At 67.4% G+C, this 18,310-nt stretch carries 19 protein-coding genes; 10 read left to right on the top strand and 9 right to left on the bottom strand.

Features of this window, described 5'->3' with window-relative positions; genetic code table 11:
* Positions 1-5: 5 nt before the first annotated feature.
* The 5 genes from ACQ86A_RS19220 to ACQ86A_RS19200 all read right to left on the bottom strand — a co-directional run bounded on the left by ACQ86A_RS19220 (position 6) and on the right by ACQ86A_RS19200 (position 4,340).
* The gene (locus ACQ86A_RS19220; RefSeq protein ID WP_431278506.1) at positions 6-587 is read right to left on the bottom strand and encodes a mismatch-specific DNA-glycosylase; all 582 of its coding nucleotides are present in this window, start codon (positions 585-587) and stop codon (positions 6-8) included.
* A complete protein-coding gene (locus ACQ86A_RS19215) occupies positions 584-2,377 on the bottom strand; it encodes a 1-deoxy-D-xylulose-5-phosphate synthase (RefSeq protein WP_431278505.1) in 1,794 nt (597 codons plus the stop codon). The genes ACQ86A_RS19220 and ACQ86A_RS19215 overlap by 4 nt, the downstream gene beginning before the upstream one ends.
* 222 nt (positions 2,378-2,599) lie before the next feature.
* Positions 2,600-3,301, bottom strand: a complete 702-nt coding sequence (locus ACQ86A_RS19210) for an SDR family NAD(P)-dependent oxidoreductase (protein ID WP_431278504.1) — start codon at positions 3,299-3,301, stop codon at positions 2,600-2,602.
* On the bottom strand, positions 3,298-3,693 hold the full coding sequence (locus ACQ86A_RS19205; RefSeq protein WP_431278503.1) for a nuclear transport factor 2 family protein: 396 nt from the start codon (positions 3,691-3,693) through the stop codon (positions 3,298-3,300). Before ACQ86A_RS19205 ends, ACQ86A_RS19210 begins: the two co-directional genes overlap by 4 nt.
* Before the next feature lie 77 nt (positions 3,694-3,770).
* Positions 3,771-4,340, bottom strand: coding sequence for a TetR/AcrR family transcriptional regulator (locus ACQ86A_RS19200; RefSeq protein WP_431278502.1), 570 nt, complete (start codon positions 4,338-4,340; stop codon positions 3,771-3,773).
* A gap of 120 nt (positions 4,341-4,460) precedes the next feature.
* Between ACQ86A_RS19200 and ACQ86A_RS19195 the strand changes: the two genes are divergently transcribed.
* Positions 4,461-5,678: a YbfB/YjiJ family MFS transporter gene (locus ACQ86A_RS19195; protein WP_431278501.1), complete on the top strand. Its 1,218-nt coding sequence runs from the start codon at positions 4,461-4,463 to the stop codon at positions 5,676-5,678.
* A gap of 9 nt (positions 5,679-5,687) precedes the next feature.
* On the opposite strand, the gene ACQ86A_RS19190 is transcribed toward ACQ86A_RS19195, so the two are convergent.
* On the bottom strand, positions 5,688-6,311 hold the full coding sequence (locus tag ACQ86A_RS19190) for a TetR/AcrR family transcriptional regulator (protein ID WP_431278500.1): 624 nt from the start codon (positions 6,309-6,311) through the stop codon (positions 5,688-5,690).
* 198 nt (positions 6,312-6,509) lie between these two features.
* Between ACQ86A_RS19190 and ACQ86A_RS19185 the strand changes: the two genes are divergently transcribed.
* From ACQ86A_RS19185 to ACQ86A_RS19145, 9 genes are all read left to right on the top strand, one after another.
* Positions 6,510-7,790: an extracellular solute-binding protein gene (locus ACQ86A_RS19185; RefSeq protein ID WP_431278499.1), complete on the top strand. Its 1,281-nt coding sequence runs from the start codon at positions 6,510-6,512 to the stop codon at positions 7,788-7,790.
* Entirely contained in the window at positions 7,790-8,710 is a 921-nt protein-coding gene (locus ACQ86A_RS19180; protein WP_431278498.1) for a carbohydrate ABC transporter permease, read from the top strand. The genes ACQ86A_RS19185 and ACQ86A_RS19180 overlap by 1 nt, the downstream gene beginning before the upstream one ends.
* Positions 8,707-9,624 carry a carbohydrate ABC transporter permease gene (locus ACQ86A_RS19175; RefSeq protein ID WP_431278497.1) on the top strand — a complete coding sequence of 306 codons (918 nt, stop codon included), beginning with the start codon at positions 8,707-8,709 and terminating at the stop codon, positions 9,622-9,624. The genes ACQ86A_RS19180 and ACQ86A_RS19175 overlap by 4 nt, the downstream gene beginning before the upstream one ends.
* 80 nt (positions 9,625-9,704) lie before the next feature.
* Positions 9,705-10,739, top strand: a complete 1,035-nt coding sequence (locus ACQ86A_RS19170) for a zinc-dependent alcohol dehydrogenase (protein ID WP_431278496.1) — start codon at positions 9,705-9,707, stop codon at positions 10,737-10,739.
* Positions 10,739-11,539: a sugar phosphate isomerase/epimerase family protein gene (locus ACQ86A_RS19165; RefSeq protein ID WP_431278495.1), complete on the top strand. Its 801-nt coding sequence runs from the start codon at positions 10,739-10,741 to the stop codon at positions 11,537-11,539. The genes ACQ86A_RS19170 and ACQ86A_RS19165 overlap by 1 nt, the downstream gene beginning before the upstream one ends.
* Before the next feature lie 4 nt (positions 11,540-11,543).
* Positions 11,544-12,314, top strand: a complete 771-nt coding sequence (locus ACQ86A_RS19160; protein WP_431278494.1) for a ThuA domain-containing protein — start codon at positions 11,544-11,546, stop codon at positions 12,312-12,314.
* Between the two features lie 37 nt (positions 12,315-12,351).
* Complete coding sequence (locus ACQ86A_RS19155) at positions 12,352-12,813, top strand: GNAT family N-acetyltransferase (RefSeq protein WP_431278493.1); 462 nt, start codon at positions 12,352-12,354, stop codon at positions 12,811-12,813.
* A gap of 176 nt (positions 12,814-12,989) precedes the next feature.
* Complete coding sequence (locus ACQ86A_RS19150) at positions 12,990-13,571, top strand: PadR family transcriptional regulator (RefSeq protein ID WP_431278492.1); 582 nt, start codon at positions 12,990-12,992, stop codon at positions 13,569-13,571.
* 16 nt (positions 13,572-13,587) lie between these two features.
* A complete protein-coding gene (locus ACQ86A_RS19145) occupies positions 13,588-15,303 on the top strand; it encodes a DHA2 family efflux MFS transporter permease subunit (protein WP_431278491.1) in 1,716 nt (571 codons plus the stop codon).
* Positions 15,304-15,493: 190 nt separating this feature from the next.
* Here the strand turns inward: ACQ86A_RS19145 and ACQ86A_RS19140 are convergent, their stop codons facing one another.
* From ACQ86A_RS19140 to ACQ86A_RS19130, 3 genes are all read right to left on the bottom strand, one after another.
* Complete coding sequence (locus ACQ86A_RS19140) at positions 15,494-16,354, bottom strand: VOC family protein (RefSeq protein WP_431278490.1); 861 nt, start codon at positions 16,352-16,354, stop codon at positions 15,494-15,496.
* A gap of 86 nt (positions 16,355-16,440) precedes the next feature.
* Complete coding sequence (locus ACQ86A_RS19135; RefSeq protein WP_431278489.1) at positions 16,441-17,028, bottom strand: TetR/AcrR family transcriptional regulator; 588 nt, start codon at positions 17,026-17,028, stop codon at positions 16,441-16,443.
* 318 nt (positions 17,029-17,346) lie between these two features.
* The gene (locus ACQ86A_RS19130) at positions 17,347-18,264 is read right to left on the bottom strand and encodes a phosphoribosylaminoimidazolesuccinocarboxamide synthase (RefSeq protein ID WP_431278488.1); all 918 of its coding nucleotides are present in this window, start codon (positions 18,262-18,264) and stop codon (positions 17,347-17,349) included.
* Between the last annotated feature and the right edge of the window lie 46 nt (positions 18,265-18,310).

Below are 18,310 nucleotides of genomic sequence, written 5' to 3'. Positions count from 1 at the left end.
TTCGCTCACGCAGGCAGCTCGTACGGTTCGATGCCTGCGGCGATCGCGACCTCGCGATACGCGGCGGCGAGGTCGGCGACGGATGCGTGAGCATTCAGCCCGCTCGGATTCGGCACGACCCAGACCTGCGAGGCTCCCCAGTCGTGCGGCTGCCGCCCGACCTGCGCCTTCGGCTCGTCGAACGCGACGCGGTATGCGCTGACCCCGAGAAGCGCGACGACCGCCGGTCGCACATCCTGAACCCGCTCGCGCAGCGCTGCCGCGCCTTCCCGCAGCTGTGCCGGGGTCAATTCGGCGGCACGAGCCGTGGCGCCCGGGACGATGCAGGTGATGCCGATGCCGCGACGCTCAAGCTGCTCGACGTCGGCAGGGTCGAAGCCCTCGGCGGCGTCGATGACGTGATCCGTGATCCCGGCGCGGAACAGCGCGGGATAGAAGCGGTTGCCGCGGCGCGCGAAGTGCGCCTGTACGGCCACCGTCAACAGGCCCGGGTTGATCCCGACGATCAGCAGCCGTGTCGGGTTCGGGATGAGGTCGGGCAGCGTCTTGCCGGTGAACGCCTGCAGTTCGGCCTGACTGAATCTCATCGTCTCCGCTCCACCTCGTGCGTGATCGTGCGCGCGATCGCCGACCTCTCCAGTCCGGACGACTCCAGAATCTCACCACGCGACCCCTGCAGGAGGAAGTCGTCGTCGAGGCCGAAGACGATCGTGTCGAAGCGCCCTGGCGAACGCAGAGCGTGCTGGATGCGGCTGCCGACGCCACCATTCTTGACGCCGTCCTCGATGGTCGCGACCAGGGCGAAGTCCTCGGCGAACTCGTCGAGGCCCGCGGGAATCGGGGCGACCCACCTCGGATCCACCACCGTCACGCCGACTCCAGTGGCAGCCAGGTCGTCGGCGACCTCGTCGGCGAGCGAGGCCATCGCTCCGACCGCGATGAGCAGCACGTCCTTGGCCGGCGACTCGCGGAGAACGTCGATTCCGTTCGAAAGCCGGTGTACAGCCGGCATCGGCTCGGCGACCCGTCCGCGCGGAAACCGGAGTGCGGTCGGCCCGTCCTCGATGGCGAGCGCCTCGGTCAGTAGTTCCCGCAGGGTGGCGGCGTCTCGGGGTGCCGCGACGCGCATCCCGGGGACCGTCAGGAGGAGCGGCAGGTCCCACATGCCGTGATGGGATGCGCCGTCGGGTCCGGTCGCGCCCGCCCGGTCGAGCACGAACGTGACGCCCGCTCGGTGGAGACCGACATCGAGGAGCAGCTGATCGTACGCGCGGCTGAGGAACGTCGAATACAGGGCGACGACAGGATGCATGCCGCCGTAGGCGAGTCCCGCGGCGCTCGCGACGGCGTGTTGTTCCGCCATGCCGACGTCGATCACCCGGTCGGGGAACGCTTCGACGAAAGCCCCGAGCCCGGTCGGGAGCAGCATCGCGGCCGTCACCGCGACGATCCGCGGGTTGCGGGTCGCCTCGGCGAGAATGGCGCGTCCGAACTCCGAGGTCCACGACGGGCCGCCTCGGGATGCGGGCCTGCCGGTCGCCGACTCGATCTGCCCGACCGCGTGGAAGCGGTCCGCTTCGTCGGCCAGGGCGGGCGCGTATCCGCGCCCCTTCTCGGTGATCACGTGGACGAGCACCGGACCGTCGACCGCGCGTGCCTGGCGGAGCATTTCTTCGACCGCGGTGAGGTCATGGCCGTCGACCGGGCCCAGGTAGGCGATGTCGAAGAGGCGCCGCAAGCGCCTGCCGGGCGTTGTTCTCAGCCGGCCGAGAAATCGCGCGAGGCCACCGATCGTGGGCGCGTACGACCGGCCGTTGTCGTTCAGCACGATGACGAGGTTGCGCCGGCGGTTGCGGCCGATGTTGTTCAGGGCCTCCCAGATCATCCCGCCCGTCAACGCGCCGTCGCCGACGACGGCGACCACCGTGCGGGTGGAGTCGCCCGTGGCGGCGGCGATCCCCTCCGCCCACGACAGGCTCGCGGAGCCGTGCGAACTCTCCAAGATGTCGTGCTCGGACTCCCGCCGCAGCGGGTAGGCGCCGAGTCCGCCGCTCGCCCGCAGCCGGCTGAAGTCGCGCCGCCCGGTCAGCATCTTGTGCACGTAGGTCTGGTGGCCCACATCCCAGACGATCGGATCGCGCGGGGAGTCGAACACGCGGTGGAGAGCGATCGTGAGCTCGACCACACCGAGATTGGGCCCGAGATGGCCGCCGGTGCGCGAAACGCACTCGATGAGGAACTCGCGGATCTCCGCGGCAAGCTCACGCAGGTCGGTCGCAGTCAACGCATCGAGGTCGCGCGGTGAACGGATCCCGGGCAGAAGCGCTCGGCGGTCACGCGCTCCGGTGCGATCGCCGACAACAGCGATGAGTGACATTGACCCTCCTTGTGCTCCAAGGCCCGCAATATTGACCTCTGAGTACAAAAAGCATACGCTCTTGGTACGGGATGCGCGGAGCGCGGAGGGCTTACACAGATGTCTCCTCCTTCGCCCCCATCGAACGCGTGGTTCCGAGGTCGCCCAGCCCCGTTGCCCCCAGCGGGGACGGGCGGCCGATCAGACCGCGCCCGGCGCGCGAACACACGCCGGGTCGTCGCCTCAGCCCTCGAAGACGGTCTCCCATCGCCACTCGGAGGCCGGCTGACGGTGAAGCCGCCAATAGACCTCGGCGATGCGGTCGGGTGCGAAAGCCGTGCCGGCCGCGATGTCACCGGCGACGGTGACGATCGACGCGTGCACGTTCTTCGGCGCGAGTTCGTCGTGAAGCATCGAGGTCACCGCTCGAAGGGCGGCCTTGCCGATCGAGAGTGTCGCGTGAGCCGGCTCGGCGTGCAGGCCCGGCCCACCGCCCGTCGTCAGAAAAGTTCCCGCGCCCGCGCCCACCATCGCCGGCGTGAACACCTGCGCAGCAGCGACCGCGCCCAATACGTCGACCGAGAACGCTGCCTGAAGATACTCGGTATCCGCGTTCAGGATGATGTCCCGCGTGACTAGCGCCGCGTTGTAGACGACGACCCCGGGCGCATCCGTCTGAGCCCAGGCTTGCAGCCGACCGCGAAACGCTGGCTGGTCGCCGGCGTCGGCGAGAACCGTGTCGACGGTGGCGCCGGATGCGCGAAGCTCGGTCGCCAGAGCGGCGAGCGGCTCCTCGCGTCGACCGGCCAGCGTGACGCGAAAGCGCTCTCGGGCGAAGCGGCGTGCTACGGCCGCCCCGAGACCCGGTCCTGCGCCGATGATCAGGATGTGTCGCGGATCGACGCCGGCGCCGGGCGCGCTCGCGGTCTCCTCGCCGGCACTCATGCCCGCCGGATCCCCCTGCCAGGCATCGGCTCCGCGATCGCGATCCGCGATTCAGGTGCGCCGAACGGGTCGGCGAAGTACTGCGTCTCGTGCACGACCTCGTCGCCCTCGAACTGCATCACCGACACCGAGTAGCTCGGAACGCCGTCGTACGTGATGATGCACTCACTGACCCAGAGGTCGCCGCTGCCGGTGATCCGCAGCACCGTGAAGTGCCGGTCGGCAGGATGCCCGCCGCGCTGGGCCGCGATCGTTGCGCGACTCCGAAAGCGCTCGCCCGATTGGGGATAGTCGAGGATCGCGTCGTCCGCGTAGACCGCGTGCTCGGTCGCGGTGTCCCCGGCCTCCGATGCCCGCCAGTGCTCTTCCAGGAGCGCCCGCTTGGTGTCCATCCGTCGTCCCTTCTCTCGGGACTTCCGACGGTACGCTCAACCGCACTCGACTGGGCGATCGCTTCCCGCAACGCGTCTCACAGTGCGAGAACGGCGTCCCTCATCGCGCCGATCGCGCGCTCGGGGTCGGTGCCCATCTTCAGCAGGATGCTGGAGCCGATGAGCGTCGTGAGGAGCGAGGCCGCGGCGTGCTGCGCATCCTGAACCCCGGTGAATTCGCCGGTGCTCTGACCGCGCTCGATCGCGTCGCGGAACGCCGATTCGATCCCGGTGAACAGGCTGTCGGCGATGGCGGCGACGGCCTCGTCCGTCTGTGTGAGCTCGGCCGTGGCGTTCACCATCAGGCAACCCTGCTGATGCCGCCCGACGCCCGTCAGTTCGCGCATCGCGGCATCGAGCCGGTCGCGCAGGGGACCCTCAGGTTCGAGGGTGTCGCGGAGGTAGGCGATGCGGTTGTCCTTGTATCGCTCGAGGGCGAGCGTGAAGAGGCCGTGCTTGCTCTCGAAGGTGTTGTAGAAGCTTCCCTTGCCGATGCCGAGTTCGTCGACCAGCGCCTGCGGGGTCGTCCCGGCGTAGCCGCGACGCCAGAACACCTCCATGGCGCGATCGATGGCCGCATCGGCCTCGAACTTCATCGGTCTACCCATGGTCGGCAGTGTACCCCCATTCTGGACCGCCAGGTCAACTAGCCGAGCAAGTTTTGTAACTCCAGGTCAAATACACGTATCTTGATGAGTACGCACCCGAAGAAAGCCAGGCAGTCGTCCATGTCCAAGTCCACCTCCGCCCCCGAAGGCGCGGTCGATCGCGGCGCTCGACGGATGCCATCCGCCGCCCTGGTCGCGCTCGGCCTCGCCGCCGGACCCGTCGTCGCGCTCGGGTTCACCCGCTTCGCTTATGCGCTGCTCCTGCCGGCGATGCGGTCCGACCTCGACTGGTCGTTCGCGACCGCGGGTGGGATCACCACGGCGAACGCGGTGGGCTACATCATCGGGGCCGCATCGGGCGCGTGGTGGGCCAAGAGGTTCGGCGCGCGGGGCGTTTTCGTGATCGGCATGGTGATCAGCGCCGCTGCGCTCCTGCTCACGGCCGTGACCGGGCAGTACGTCTATCTCACCGTCATCCGTTTCGTCGGCGGGTTCGCCACCGCGGTTGTGTTCGTGGTCGGCTCGGCGCTCGCGTCGCGCATCCGGGTGACCAGTCCGAAGCAGTCGTCGATCATGGTCAGCATCTACATGGCCGGAGTCGGCGCGGGGATCGTCATCTCCGGGATCGCTGTCCCCGCTGTGCTGAGCTGGCTCGGCGACACGGGATGGCCCGCGGGCTGGCTCGTCATGGGTGTTCTCGCGATCATCGCCATCTGGCCGACCGTGCTCGCCACCCGGCACGTCGAGGATTCGCCCACGTCGACCGGGCCTCGCGCATCCCTGAAGTTCCTGACGCCGACGTTCATCTGGTACCTGTTCTACGGCGCCGGATACGTCTCGTACCTCACGTTCGTCATCGCCTTGCTCGGTAGCGAAGGCCTCTCGATGTGGACGGTCGCCTCGTTCTTCATCGTGCTGGGCCTCGCATCGTCGGTGGCGACGCTCGTCGTCTGGGGCAGTGTCATCTCGCGCCTCAGCTCGGCCGCGGCGCCGGCGCTGGTGACCCTGGTCGTCATCATCGGTGTGATCCCGGTGCTCGTCTGGCCGGGCGTCGTGGGCGCCTTCATCTCGGCGGTCATCTTCGGGGCGGGTTTCATGGCCGGTCCGACCGCGGCGACAGTCACCGCCAAGCGCACATTGCCCCCAGCATCCGGTGCCGCCGGGATCGCGGCGCTCACGGCGGCCTTCTCGGTCGGCCAGGCCGTCGGCCCGATCGCCTCCGGCGCGATCTCGGACACCTCGTGGGGCATCGTCGGAGGGCTCTGGCTCTCGGTCGTGCTGCTCGTCATCGCCGGGGTGGCTGTGCTGTTCCAGCGCCCGAAGTCTCCGACGGAGTAGACCGAGCAGCTAGGCGCGCGCCGCCAGAACCTCGGCAGGATCGTCGGCGCCCTCGAGTTCGGGGATGACGATCCCGAACTGCCGCAGCAGGAACAGGAACTCGTCGAACATGTCGAAGTCGGGCTCGTGGAGCCAGCGGATCTGCATCCCTTCGCTCGCCGCCAGCAGCATGCGGGCGATGCGTTCGGGCTCTGCGTCCGCGGGCAGCGTCCCGTTGCGCTGCTGCACCAGCAGCTCGCCGACGATCTTGCGGGTGAGGGTCGCGTAGCGCTCCTTGTAGAACGGGCGTCCCGGATGCTCGGGGTCGGTCGCCTCGATCACGCAGGTCATGTAGAGGTGCACGATCCCCGGCACCACGGCATTGTGGCGGATTGCGGCGAGCCAGTCGGCGAAATGGGTCATCCCCGTTCCGCGCTGGGCGTTCGTGACGTCCCACTGGTGGATCACCTCGAGCAGCAGCTCCTCGCGACTCGAGAAGTAGTACTGCAGGAGCGCCGGGCTGATTCCGACATCGTCGGCGATCGCGCGCATGGACGCTTTGCGCGAGCCGAGCTGCGAGAACACGTTCAGCGTGCTCTCGAGGATCGCCTCGCGTCGTTCTCTGCCCTTGGAGTACGGGCCTCGTTCCGCCATGCCAGACAGGCTAACAGCATCCGTCGAAAACTTGACGCACCAAAACCTTCAGTTTGGTATGTAGCCGCAAATTGCGGGAAGATCGCCTGACAAATGCTTTGACAGCGCCCCCAAAATTGGTTTACGTTAAATTTCTAACGGACGGGATGGGCCCGTCAAGCGCGTTCTGAAATCACACACAGCGACGAAGGAGTCGACATGAAGAAGGTTTCCCTGGTCGGTGCGGTGGCCGCGTTCGCAGCCGCAGCGCTGGCGATGACCGGATGCACGGGCGGCGCACCCGGCTCGGGCAGCGCCGGTGAGAAGAACCACATCACCTACCTGATCGGACAGCCCGACACCCCTGAGCAGCTCGCCGCGATCAAGAAGGACATCGCGAAGTTCGAGAAGGAGTCCGGCGTTACGGTGAAGCTCAACGTCTCGCCGGGCGACAGCATCCGCACCCTGCTGCAGACGCAGCTGCGCTCCGGCAACGGTCCCGACGTCTTCGGCTACGACACGGGCCCCGGATTCGCGGGCGTGCTCGCTAAGGCCGGCCTGCTCTACGACATGACCGACCAGTACAAGAAGCAGAACTATCCCATCTACACGTGGGCGAAGGACACCGTCACGTTCGATGGCAAGGTGTCGGGCATCCCGGACCAGATCGAAGAAGTGGGCCTGTTCTACAACAAGGACATCTTCGCCAAGTACGGTCTCGAGGTTCCGAAGAACCTGGCCGACCTCGAGACGATCGCCGACACCCTAAAGTCGAAGGGCATCATCCCGTTCGCGCTCGGTGACAAGGAGGGCTGGGAGGGCGGCCACATGCTGAGCATGTCGCTCGCCAGTCGCGTCGGCGCCGAGGAGGAGACGAAGCTCATCGCGGGTGACAGCGACTGGAGCAGCGACGGCGTCGTGGCCTCGATCAACACCTGGAAGGAATTCAAGGACAAGGCCTGGATCCCGCCGTCGGCCGGCGCGATCACGTACAACAACGCGAACGCGCTGTTCTACTCGGGCAAGGCGGCGATGAACCCCACGGGTACGTGGCTGGTGCAGGATCTCGCATCGAGCACCAAGGCAGACATCGGCTTCATCCCGTTCCCCGGCCCGGACGACAAGGGCGTCGCGATCGGCGGGCTCGGCAACGGCACGTTCATGTCGGCCAAGGCCAAGGACCCGGCGGCAGCGCTGAAGTTCATGGACTACCTGGTGAGCCCCGACCACGGCCAGTGGGCGGTCAACCAGTACCTCATCCCCGCGTATCCGGTGGACACGTCGAACGTGAAGACGTCGCCGCTGTTCCAGCAGGTGATCGCCGATACCGCCGAGTACGCGAAGGGCACCGGCGGAGTCGGCCAGAACATCGACGTGAGCTCCACCGACGTCTTCAACAAGGCGATGTGGGACGGGATGCAGGGCGTGCTCGCGGGCAAGCTCACTCCCGAGCAGGTAGCGAAGAACCTCCAGACGGCAGCCACCGCGAAGACCAAGTGATGACGACCAGATCCTCAGCAGTACCGCGGGTGACCAGGCGGGCGCAGTCCCGCCTGGGCATCCTGATGGTCGCACCTCTCATGGTGCTCGTCATCATCTTCTTCCTGTTCCCGCTCGGCTCGGCGATCTACTACTCGTTCGTCGACTTCGACGGCATCAACCCCTCGCCGCCGTTCGTGGGCTTCGACAACTACGTCCGGATGTTCACAGACCCCGAGATGTGGCACGCCCTTTCGAACAACCTGATCTGGATCGTCATCGGCACCATCTCGCCGCTGGTCATCGGGCTCTTCTACGCGCTCCTGCTCTGGAACGTGCGGAGGGCAAGCGCGTTCTACCGGCTCGCGTTCTTCTTCCCATACGTGCTGCCGGGCATCGCGATCGGCATCGTCTGGAGCTGGATCTACGATCCGCTCAACGGGTGGCTGAACGTCGGGCTCCGGGCGATCGGGCTCGAGAGCCTGACCACCGGGTGGCTCGGCAATCCCGACACCGCGCTCTACGCAGTCCTGGCGACGGCGATCTGGGGGAGCACCGGTTTCGTGATGATCATCTTCCTGTCCGCGCTCCGCAACGTCGACACCGAGCTCGTCGAAGCGGCGACCCTCGACCGGGCGAACGCGCTCCAGCGGCTGTGGCACATCATCCTGCCGCAGATCATGCCGGTGTTCATCATGGTGACGACGATCACGCTGGTGGGCGGGTTCAGCGTGTTCGACATCATCTTCATCATGACCGGCGGCGGCCCGGCGAACGCGACCAACGTGCTCGGTACGTACGCGTACACGAACGCGTTCCAGCTGAACGCGATCAGCTACGGCACGACGCTCGCCATGCTGATCACCGTTCTCTCCATCCCGTGCGCTGTGTTCCTCAACCGGCTTCAGCGCCGACTCTCGATCCAAGGGACGACCGCATGAGCGACATCACCGCCTCGGAGGAGACCCGCCTGGGCTTGGCGCGGAGTCTCGAGGAAGCACCAGCGCGACGCGAGCTGAACAGGATGTCACCGCGCAAGCGACTCGGACTGACCGGCAAGCACACCCTGCTCATCGTGCTGTCTCTGCTCACGCTTGCGCCGATCGTCCTGCTGCTCTCGACCACGTTCAAGACGGGCACCGACGTCAAGGTGAACCCGTTCGGGCTGTTCACGTCGTTCTCGTTCGAGAACATCGCGAAGGCCTGGACCGACGGTCACTTCAGCGACTACGTGCTGAACAGCGTGCTGCTCTCGGTGCCGAGCACGCTGCTCGTGATCGTGCTGTCGACGATGGCGGGATACGCGTTCGCTCGGCTGCCGTTCCGGGGCAGGACGGTCGCGTTCTACACGGTCGTCCTCGGCCTGCTGGTGCCGTTCTTCACGTACATGATCCCGCTGTTCTTCCAGCTACGGTCCCTCGGGCTGCTCGACACCCTGGTCGGCGTGATCCTGGTGCTCACCTCGACCGGCGTCTCGTTCGGCACGTTCTTCATGCGGGCGTTCTTCACCGACCTGCCCACCGAGCTGGAGCAGGCCGCCCGCATCGACGGCGCATCCGAGTGGCAGATCTTCTACCGGGTGATGCTGCCGCTGGTCGGGTCCGGGATCTCGGCGCTCGCCGTCTTCACGTTCCTGCAGACCTGGAACAACTTCCTGGTGCCGCTGCTCTACCTGCCTGGCGGCGACTTCCGTCCGCTCACCACCGGTCTGTACCAGTTCACCAGCGGCCGCGAGCTCGACATCGGACCGCTCGCCGCCGCGACCCTGATCACGATCCTGCCGGTGCTCGTGCTCTTCGTCGCCATGCAGAAGCAGGTGGCGCAGGGCTTCATCTCCGGCGCCGTCAAGGGCTGACCGGTACGGCCCACCCGGCCACCGAATCCGACCCCCGATCCGCAACACCAACACAGAAGGAAAGTAGAACTATGGGCTCCATGGTGAGTTTCACCTCCTCCCGCGTCGCCGAAGTGGTGCAGGAGGACCGCCAGCCGCTCGGCGCGGACCAGGTACGCATCCACACCCTCTTCTCGGGCATCTCGGCCGGAACCGAGCTGACCGCGTACCGCGGCAGCAACCCCTACCTCAACAAGCGGTGGGATGAGGACCGTCGCCTCTTCGTCGACGGCTCGACGAGCTTCGAATACCCGGTCAACGGCTGGGGGTACGAAGAGGTCGGCGAGGTCGTGGAGATCGGTTCCGACGTCACCCGCGTGAAGGTCGGAGACCGCATCTGGGGCACCTGGGGCCACCGCTCCGAGACCATCCAGACCGAGGCGCGTGCCGCGGACCGCATCCTGTCGCCGACGGTCGACCCGCGGATCGGCATCTTCTCGCAGATCGGTGCCATCGCGCTCAACGTGATCCTCGACGCCGACATCCACGTCGGCGAGACGGTCGTCGTCTTCGGGCTCGGCGTCCCTGGCCAGATCGTCGCGCAGCTCGCCCGCCTTAACGGAGCGCACGTCATCGGTGTCGACGGGATCGCCGCCCGCCGCGACCTGGCGTTGAAGCTGGGCATCCACGAGGTACTCGACCCCGCCGACGGCGAGGTCGCCGAGCGCGTCCGCGCGAAGACCGGCGGACGGGGCGCGGATGTCTGCCTCGAGGTCACCGGCAACTACCACGCCATGCACGAGGCGATCCGCACCGTCGCGTACAGCTCGCGCGTCTGCGTCGCCGGCTTCATGCAGGGCGAGGGCAAGGGCCTGCGCCTCGGCGAGGAGTTCCACCACAACCGCGTCGCGGTCATCGCCTCGCAGATCTCGGGCGTCGCGCCCGCGCTGCAGCACCGCTGGAACGAGTACCGCCTGGCGTCCACCGCCATGCGCCTCGCGGAGGAGGGCAAGCTCAACCTGGCCGACCTCATCTCGCACGAACTGCCGGTCGAGGAGGCCGGGTTCGCCTTCACCATGCTCGACACGAAGCCCCAGGAGGCGCTTCAGGTCGTGCTGACCTTCGAGGAGAACTGATGGCCTTCCGGATCGCAGCCCAGGAGTCGACGCTCGTCGGCGACACGCTGGAGGATAAGTTCGCGTTCGCGCAGTCGGTCGGCTTCGATGGCATCGAGCTGTCCGGGCAGGGTGACGGCGTCTTCGGCGGTCGCGTGGAGGAGCTGCGCCGAGCCCGCGACGCCGGCGTCGTCATGCCGAGCGCCGTGGTCCACATGGACCACTTCATCGGCGACTTCGACGACGACCGCCGCCGCGACGCGGTCGACCAGCTCAAGGTGCTGCTCTCGACGATCGTCGAGGCCGGTGGAAACGGCGTCGTCACCCCGCACGCCTTCGGGCTGTTCTCTCGTGCCCTGCCGCCGTTCACCCCGCCGCAGTCGGATGAGAAGACGCGTGACGACTTCCTCGCCGCGCTTAGCGAGGTGGCCGACCACGCGGCATCCGTCGGCGCCGTCGCCTACCTCGAGCCGCTGAACCGCTTCGAGGACTTCGTGGTGAACAAGGTCGCCGACTCCGCCTGGTACGTGAAGCAGATCGACTCCCCGGGACTCGCGGTGATCGCCGACACGTTCCACATGTCGATCGAGGAGGCCGACATCGGCGCATCCCTGCGCGAGCACGGCGACCTGATCAAGCACGTGCAGCTCGGCGACAGCAACCGCCTCGAGCCGGGTGCTGGGCACTACGACTGGGACGAGACGCTCGACGCCCTCGAAGAGATCGGCTACGACGGCTGGCTCGCGATGGAGTGCGGGCTGAGCGGCCCGTCGGCCGACGTGCTTCCCGGTGTCGCGCGCATCCTGAAGCGGCAGGTCTGAGGCGATGGGAGCAGGGGAGCTGAGGCCGTTGCGGGTCACCGTCTGGAACGAGGGTGTGCACGAGGTCGTCGACGCGCACGTCGCCGAGCTGTACCCGACGGGCATCCACGGTGCGATCGCCGAGGGGCTGCGCGAGCGGCTGCCCGGCGACGCAGTGATCCGCACGGCCATCCTGGCCGACGACGAGCACGGTCTCACCGAGGCCGTGCTCGCCGAGACGGATGTGCTCCTCTGGTGGGGTCACGTGGCCCACGACGACGTCGATGACGCCGTCGTGGCCCGAGTGCACCGCAGAGTGCTCGAAGGGATGGGGCTGCTGGTGCTCCACTCCGGTCACTTCTCGAAGATCTTCCGTTCGCTCATGGGGACGACGTGTTCGCTCGCCTGGCGCAACGAGGCGGAGCGTGAGCTGGTCTGGACCGTCGCGCCGACGCATCCCATCGCCGAGGGCGTGCAGATGCCGATCGTCATCGACCACCAGGAGATGTACGGCGAGTTCTTCGACATCCCGACCCCGGACGAGCTGGTCTTCGTGAGCTCGTTCGAGGGCGGCGAGGTGTTCCGGTCGGGTGTCACGTTCCGCCGCGGCAACGGCAAGGTCTTCTACTTCAGCCCCGGCGACCAGGACTACCCGGTGTACTTCCACGATCAGGTGCGGCTGGTGCTGGCGAACGCCGTGCGCTGGGCGCGGCCGGCTCAGGATGCGCCCCGCCTGCCGGGAGTCACGAATCCGGAGCGCGGCTGGTTCCAGACCGAGAAAGCCGGGTCGATCTAGCCGGGTCCATCTGCCGTCTGCGGCGTTATTCTGGAGCATGTCCGAGAATCCTGAACAAGGCAAGTACGGCGTCGAATACCCGGATGAGGCCGGCTACCCGGATGGCACCGGTGTGCTGAGCCAGGACCAGACGGTGCTCATCGACGAGGTCAGCGGCGATCCTTTCGCGCCGGGCGTCGGGTTCTTCCTCGTCCGCAACGAGGAGGGCCACACCTTCGACGCGATCGTCGGCGACACCCAGGTCGCAACGGTGGCCTACGAAGTGGAGGGCAACCGGATGCTCCTCCTGAGTACCACGGTCTGGCCCGAGTACCGAGGCCAGGGGATCGCGACCGAGCTGATCCGCCGTGTGCTCGACGACGTGCAGGAGCGCGGCCAGACGGTCACGGTGCTGTGCCCGATCGTCCGCACCTTCATCGACTACAACCCGTCGTACGAAGACCTCGTCGACAAGGACCGTCCGGGAATTCTCGAGGTGCACCGCAACCCGGAGAGCTGACGGTCTTCCGCACGTTGCGCTGATTCAACGGCCACGCGGCCGCATGGCCGCGTGGCCGTTTCCGATTGTTTGCTTGACAGTGGGCTAGTCCGCCCCGTATATTCCAAGTGGAATAATCATTCCGGGGCATCCTGGCCCCCACTCACCCACCAAAACGAATCGGATTCTGTCGTTCCATGCCTCCCGTCACCCCTCTGACGCCGCTCAGTGTCGCAGCTCTCGCGCTGCTCATGGAGCGACCGATGCATCCGTACGAGATGTACCAGACCCTGGTGCAGCGTTCGGAGGATCGGATGGTCAAGGTGCGCCCGGGCTCCCTGTACCACACGGTCGATCGTCTCGCCGGACAGGAACTCGTGCGGGCGACGGGCACCGAGCGCGAAGGCAACCGGCCCGAGCGCACCACCTACGAGATCACCGAACGCGGCAGCCTCGCCCTGAGTGAGCGGGTCACGGAGATCCTCGCGACCCCGATCAACGAATATCCCGAATTCCCTGTGGCCCTCGGCGAATCGCACAACCTGCCGGTCGAGACGGTCATCCAGCTGCTGCGCAACCGCATCTCCCTATTGAGCGCCGATCTCGCACTCATCGAGGCGGGCGTCCGTGACCTCGAGGCCAAGAAACTGCCTCGCAAGTACTGGATCAACGTGCAGTACTCCCGGGCTCTCCGCGAGGTCGAAGTGACCTGGCTCGAGTCCCTCATCGACGACCTCGAATCGGGCGAACTGTCCTGGTCCGAGGAGAAGCACCACTGAACAAGAAAAGACTCCAATGGAAAAAGAACTGAAGCCTTGGCCGGCCCTCTGGGCGCTGGTCATCGGGTTCTTCATGATCCTCATCGACACGACCATCGTGTCGGTCGCCAACCCGGCGATCATGAAGGGGCTCGACCTCGGCACCGACTACAACGCCGTCATCTGGGTGACGAGCGCCTACCTCCTCGCCTACGCGGTACCCCTGCTCATCACCGGGCGTCTCGGTGACCGCTTCGGCCCGAAGAACCTCTACCTCATCGGTCTCGTCATCTTCACCCTCGCCTCCGCCTGGTGCGGATTCTCCGGCGTGCTGCCGGGCGGCGGCATCGGGATGCTCATCGCGGCCCGTGTCGTACAGGGTCTCGGCGCCGCTCTCATGACGCCGCAGACGATGGCCGTCATCACCCGCATCTTCCCGCCCGACCGCCGCGGCGCGGCCATGGGTCTCTGGGGCGCCGTCGCCGGTGTCGCCACCCTGATCGGCCCGCTGCTTGGTGGCGTGCTCGTCGACAGCCTCGGCTGGGAGTGGATCTTCTTCATCAACGTCCCCGTGGGCGTCGTCGCATTCGTGCTGGCCTTCCGTCTCGTCCCGAAGCTGCCGACCCACTCGCACAGCTTCGATATCATCGGCGTCGTGCTGAGCGCGGTCGGCATGTTCCTCCTGGTCTTCGGCATCCAGGAGGGCGGAACGTACGACTGGGGCGTCATCGCCGGACCGATCACGGTCTGGGGACTCATCATCTCCGGCATCGTGGTGCTGATCGCCTTCGTCGTGTGGCAGCGGTACAACAAGAAGGAGCCGCTGCTCCCGCTGAAGCTGTTCCGCGACCGCAACTTCTCGCTCTCGAACGCGGCCATCACGACGGTCGGGTTCGCCGTGACCTGTATGGCGCTGCCGCTGGTGTTCTACTTCCAGACCGTCCGTGGTCTCACGCCGACCGAATCCGCCCTGATGCTCGCCCCGATGGCGATCTTCTCCGGTGTGCTCGCGCCGTTCGTCGGCAAGCTCATCGACCGGATCAACCCGCGCTACTTCGCGACCACCGGTCTCGTGCTGTTCGCGGCATCCCTGTTCTGGTACTCGAAGGCCCTGACTCCGGATGTGTCCATCTGGTGGCTGCTCGCACCGAGCGCCCTGCTCGGCATCGCGATGTCGGGCGTGTGGGGTCCGATCTCCACGACGGCCACCCGCAACCTGCCGATGAACCAGGCGGGCGCAGGATCCGGCGTGTTCAACACCACGCGCCAGATCGGTGCCGTGCTCGGCTCGGCATCCATCGCCGCCCTCATCGAGGGACGTCTCGCCGTCGACCTGCCCAAGGCGCCCGGCGGAGCCAGCCCGAGTGAGGCGGCAACCGGTACGGTGCTGCCCGACTTCCTCCACGCCGGATTCACGCAGGCCATGTCGGAGGCACTGCTGCTGCCCGCAGCCGTCGCCTTCCTCGGCGCGATCGTCGTCGCCTTCTGGGCGAAGCCGAAGCCGCCGGCCTGGGGCCCGAACGCGGTGCCCGCCGGGGCTGGTGCTGTCGGTACTGCCGGTACTGCCGGTGCTCCTGCGGGAGTGCCCGTCGGTGTCGGGGCCGGTTCCGACGCGTCGCATGGATCGCACGCCGCCGCCGTCCCGGTGGATGCGGTGCAGCACGGCAGCCACGCGGCCGACGTAGCACCCGTCACCGACCTGGCCCCGGACGAGCAGCCGCCGCACGGCCTCCACGCCGCTCCGGTCGACTGACCCGCGCCGCACTCGCGGCCTGCAGTCTCAGAAGCCCCGCACCCACCGCAATAGCGGCAGGTGCGGGGCTTCTCCGCGTGTCCCGCCGCTCGCGACGGAGAATCCGTCGCGACACACCCCGAACCTCCGTAGTTACGGACGATTCAGCGGCGTGTCACCCGAACTCTCCTGTGTTCCGGATGCTCCCGCCCTACGACCCGACGTCCGCCTCGCTCACAGCCCGAACCGTGTTCGCCCACGGGTCGTCGAACGCGACCGAGCGCCCGTCGTCCCTGGCCTCGACACCGTAGTGCCGCATCCGTTCGCTCAACTCCCCGAGGTCGTCGGCACTCGGCACCCGGATCTCGACCTGCCCGAGCCCGAGCGCCAGACGGCGTTGCCCGGCCCCGCGGGAGTTCCAGGTGTTCATCGCCATGTGGTGGTGGTACCCGCCGGCGCTCACGAAGAGAGCCTGGCTACCGAGCGCGGCGGTCGACTCGAACCCGAGCTTGTCCACGTAGAACGAGCGCGCCGAGGCCACATCGCCCACCGACAGGTGCACGTGCCCGACGACCGCGGTCCCGAGCCGGCCGTCATCGCCGGCGTCGACGGATGCGCTTGCCCGCTCGGTCAGATTCTCACCGAGAAAACCGTTGGGGTCGAGGTACAGCGTCGCCATCTCGACCTGTCCGTGCACCCAGCTCCACTGCGAGCGGTCACGGTCCCAGTACAGTTCGACGCCGTTGCCTTCCGGATCGGTGAAGTAGAAGGCCTTGCTCACGAGGTGATCGGCGCTGCCCGTGAAGGTCCCCGGCGATTTCGTCGCAACGGAGTAGACGGCCGCGGCCAACGTCTCCTCGCTGTCGAAGAGGATCGCCGTGTGGAAGAGCCCGGCCTCGTGGGGTGCCGCGTGCCGCAGTTCGGGCGCGTGCTCCAGGATCACGATCGGCGTCGCATCCCGCCCCAGGATCACCCGACCGCCCTCGGCGGCGAGCACGCTCAGCGTGACGGCGTCGCGGTAGTAGGCGGTCATCCCATCGAGGTCGGCGACGCGAAGGGTCACCGCACCCATGGACGTTTCAGCGGAAAGGAGCTCGGGCATATGTTGTTCAACGCCCGAGCGCCGTCGGGTATTTCTGTGACGGGGTTCAGGATGCGTCAGCCGGCGATCCGCGCCAGCTCGGCGGCCACGATCGCGCGCGCATCCTGAGCCCCCATCGCTGGGAACGGTCCGACCAGGTGCGCCGCCAGCCCGTCGATCAGCGCCCGGATGCGTTCGGCGTCACGATCGATCCGCGCGCCCGAGGTTCCTACTGGCGACGTCGTCTCGACGACCCGCCGCACGACCTCGAGCATTGCCGCATCGGAGTCGCGTTTGACCGATGCGAGCGTCGGATCGGAGAGCGTCGCCCCGGCGAACACGAGCCAGACCTCCATCTCCTCGCGGCGCTCGTCGTCGAGCGGGAGGTACTGCTCGAGCAGCACCTGCGCATCCGGAACCGTGTCGCCCGCTGATTCGGCGATGCTCAGGATGCGCGCCGACGCCCGCTCGCTCACCAACCGCATCGCGAAGTCGATCACGTCTGCCTGCCGCGGAAAGTAGTGTCGCAGCGAACCGAGCGCCATCCCCGCCTCGGCCGCGATGGTGCGCGTGCTCACCGCGTTGATCCCGTCGCGCCGGATCACCCGCCACACGGCCTCACCGATGTGGCGCCGCCGCTCCTCAGCGCTCTCGTTCGTCCGCACGCCCGCACTCTAGTACGCGCGTACCACGCGCCGCCGCTCCGCGTCTCTCGCGTGTCCGTCGCGCCGCTTCGCGTCCTTCGCGTGCCCGCCTCCGCGTCGCCTCCCGTGCCCGTCCTCCCCGTCGCGCGCACTGAGTGGTCCCGAATTGCCGTGTAGTCACTTGATCGCACGGCAATTCGGGACCACTCAACCTCGCGGACGCCACCCACTACGAACGAGGGGTCGCAACACGCCGTGAGCGCACGCGCCCCGACGGCGTGTTGCGACCCCTCGTTCAAAGCAAGTGAGCGCGCGCCAGCCCGCCAGCAAGCGCCGGCGTCAGTCGCCGGTCAGGCGCTCCAGCAGCTCCCGATACCGCCCGGCCGTGCGTTCGACGATGTCCGACGGGAGCTCGGGCGGCGTGCCGGTCTTGTCCCAGTTGGCGGCGAGCCAGTCGCGCACGATCTGCTTGTCGAAGCTGGCCATGCGCTCAGTGGGGGTGGTTCCGGATGCGTACGCAGCGGCATCCCAGTACCGGCTCGAATCGCTCGTGAGCACCTCGTCGGCGAGGGTGATCTCGCCGGTCGTCCGGTCGGCGCCGAACTCGAACTTGGTGTCGGCGATGATGACCCCGCGGGCCTCCGCGATCTCAGCCCCGCGGGCGTACAGGTGCAGGGACAAGCTGCGCAGCGCCTCCGCGACCTCGAGCCCGACCAGCTCGACGGTGCGCTCGAAGCTGATGTTTTCGTCGTGCTCTCCGAGCGGCGCCTTCCACGCGGGCGTGTAGATCGGCTCCGGCAGGCGGTCGCCGTTCTGCAACCCGGCGGGCAGCGGGATGCCGCACACGCTCTGCGACTCCTGGTATTCGAGCCAGCCGCTGCCGGTGAGATAGCCGCGAACCACGCATTCGATCGGGAACATGTCGAGCGGCTTCACCAGCATCGAGCGGCCGATCACAGCATCCGGAATCTCCTCGATCACGCGGTCGCCCACGAGTCGGTGGTCGGGGATCAGGTGGTTCGGAACGTCCGACAGCCGGTCGAACCACCACAGGCTGAGCGTCGTCAGCAGCTCTCCCTTGCTCGGGATGCCCGGGGCCAGCACATGATCGAACGCGCTCACCCGGTCGCTCGCGACAACGAGCACGGCATCCGTATCGTCCAGCCCGGTAGCGCCCGACGGAACGTACAGGTCGCGCACCTTTCCGGAGTAGACGTGCGAGAAGCCGGCGAGGGTGGGGAGGTGGTCACGCGTCAATGCTAGACCGGCGAGCACGCGCGCCCGCGCGGAGTTCCCCTCCCTA

The organism is Leifsonia poae (assembly GCF_050632195.1).
In the GTDB taxonomy this organism is placed as follows: Bacteria; Actinomycetota; Actinomycetes; order Actinomycetales; family Microbacteriaceae; genus Leifsonia; species Leifsonia poae_C.
This window is presented reverse-complemented; position numbering and strand designations above follow the sequence as displayed.

Bases quoted from the DNA above. Each gene is read 5' to 3' on its own strand.
- ACQ86A_RS19220 (WP_431278506.1), bottom strand. From the start codon at position 587: ATGAGATTCAGTCAGGCCGAACTGCAGGCGTTCACCGGCAAGACGCTG.
- ACQ86A_RS19215 (WP_431278505.1), bottom strand. From the start codon at position 2,377: ATGTCACTCATCGCTGTTGTCGGCGATCGCACCGGAGCGCGTGACCGC.
- ACQ86A_RS19210 (WP_431278504.1), bottom strand. From the start codon at position 3,301: ATGAGTGCCGGCGAGGAGACCGCGAGCGCGCCCGGCGCCGGCGTCGAT.
- ACQ86A_RS19205 (WP_431278503.1), bottom strand. From the start codon at position 3,693: ATGGACACCAAGCGGGCGCTCCTGGAAGAGCACTGGCGGGCATCGGAG.
- ACQ86A_RS19200 (WP_431278502.1), bottom strand. From the start codon at position 4,340: ATGGGTAGACCGATGAAGTTCGAGGCCGATGCGGCCATCGATCGCGCC.
- ACQ86A_RS19195 (WP_431278501.1), top strand. From the start codon at position 4,461: ATGTCCAAGTCCACCTCCGCCCCCGAAGGCGCGGTCGATCGCGGCGCT.
- ACQ86A_RS19190 (WP_431278500.1), bottom strand. From the start codon at position 6,311: ATGGCGGAACGAGGCCCGTACTCCAAGGGCAGAGAACGACGCGAGGCG.
- ACQ86A_RS19185 (WP_431278499.1), top strand. From the start codon at position 6,510: ATGAAGAAGGTTTCCCTGGTCGGTGCGGTGGCCGCGTTCGCAGCCGCA.
- ACQ86A_RS19180 (WP_431278498.1), top strand. From the start codon at position 7,790: ATGACGACCAGATCCTCAGCAGTACCGCGGGTGACCAGGCGGGCGCAG.
- ACQ86A_RS19175 (WP_431278497.1), top strand. From the start codon at position 8,707: ATGAGCGACATCACCGCCTCGGAGGAGACCCGCCTGGGCTTGGCGCGG.
- ACQ86A_RS19170 (WP_431278496.1), top strand. From the start codon at position 9,705: ATGGTGAGTTTCACCTCCTCCCGCGTCGCCGAAGTGGTGCAGGAGGAC.
- ACQ86A_RS19165 (WP_431278495.1), top strand. From the start codon at position 10,739: ATGGCCTTCCGGATCGCAGCCCAGGAGTCGACGCTCGTCGGCGACACG.
- ACQ86A_RS19160 (WP_431278494.1), top strand. From the start codon at position 11,544: ATGGGAGCAGGGGAGCTGAGGCCGTTGCGGGTCACCGTCTGGAACGAG.
- ACQ86A_RS19155 (WP_431278493.1), top strand. From the start codon at position 12,352: ATGTCCGAGAATCCTGAACAAGGCAAGTACGGCGTCGAATACCCGGAT.
- ACQ86A_RS19150 (WP_431278492.1), top strand. From the start codon at position 12,990: ATGCCTCCCGTCACCCCTCTGACGCCGCTCAGTGTCGCAGCTCTCGCG.
- ACQ86A_RS19145 (WP_431278491.1), top strand. From the start codon at position 13,588: ATGGAAAAAGAACTGAAGCCTTGGCCGGCCCTCTGGGCGCTGGTCATC.
- ACQ86A_RS19140 (WP_431278490.1), bottom strand. From the start codon at position 16,354: ATGGGTGCGGTGACCCTTCGCGTCGCCGACCTCGATGGGATGACCGCC.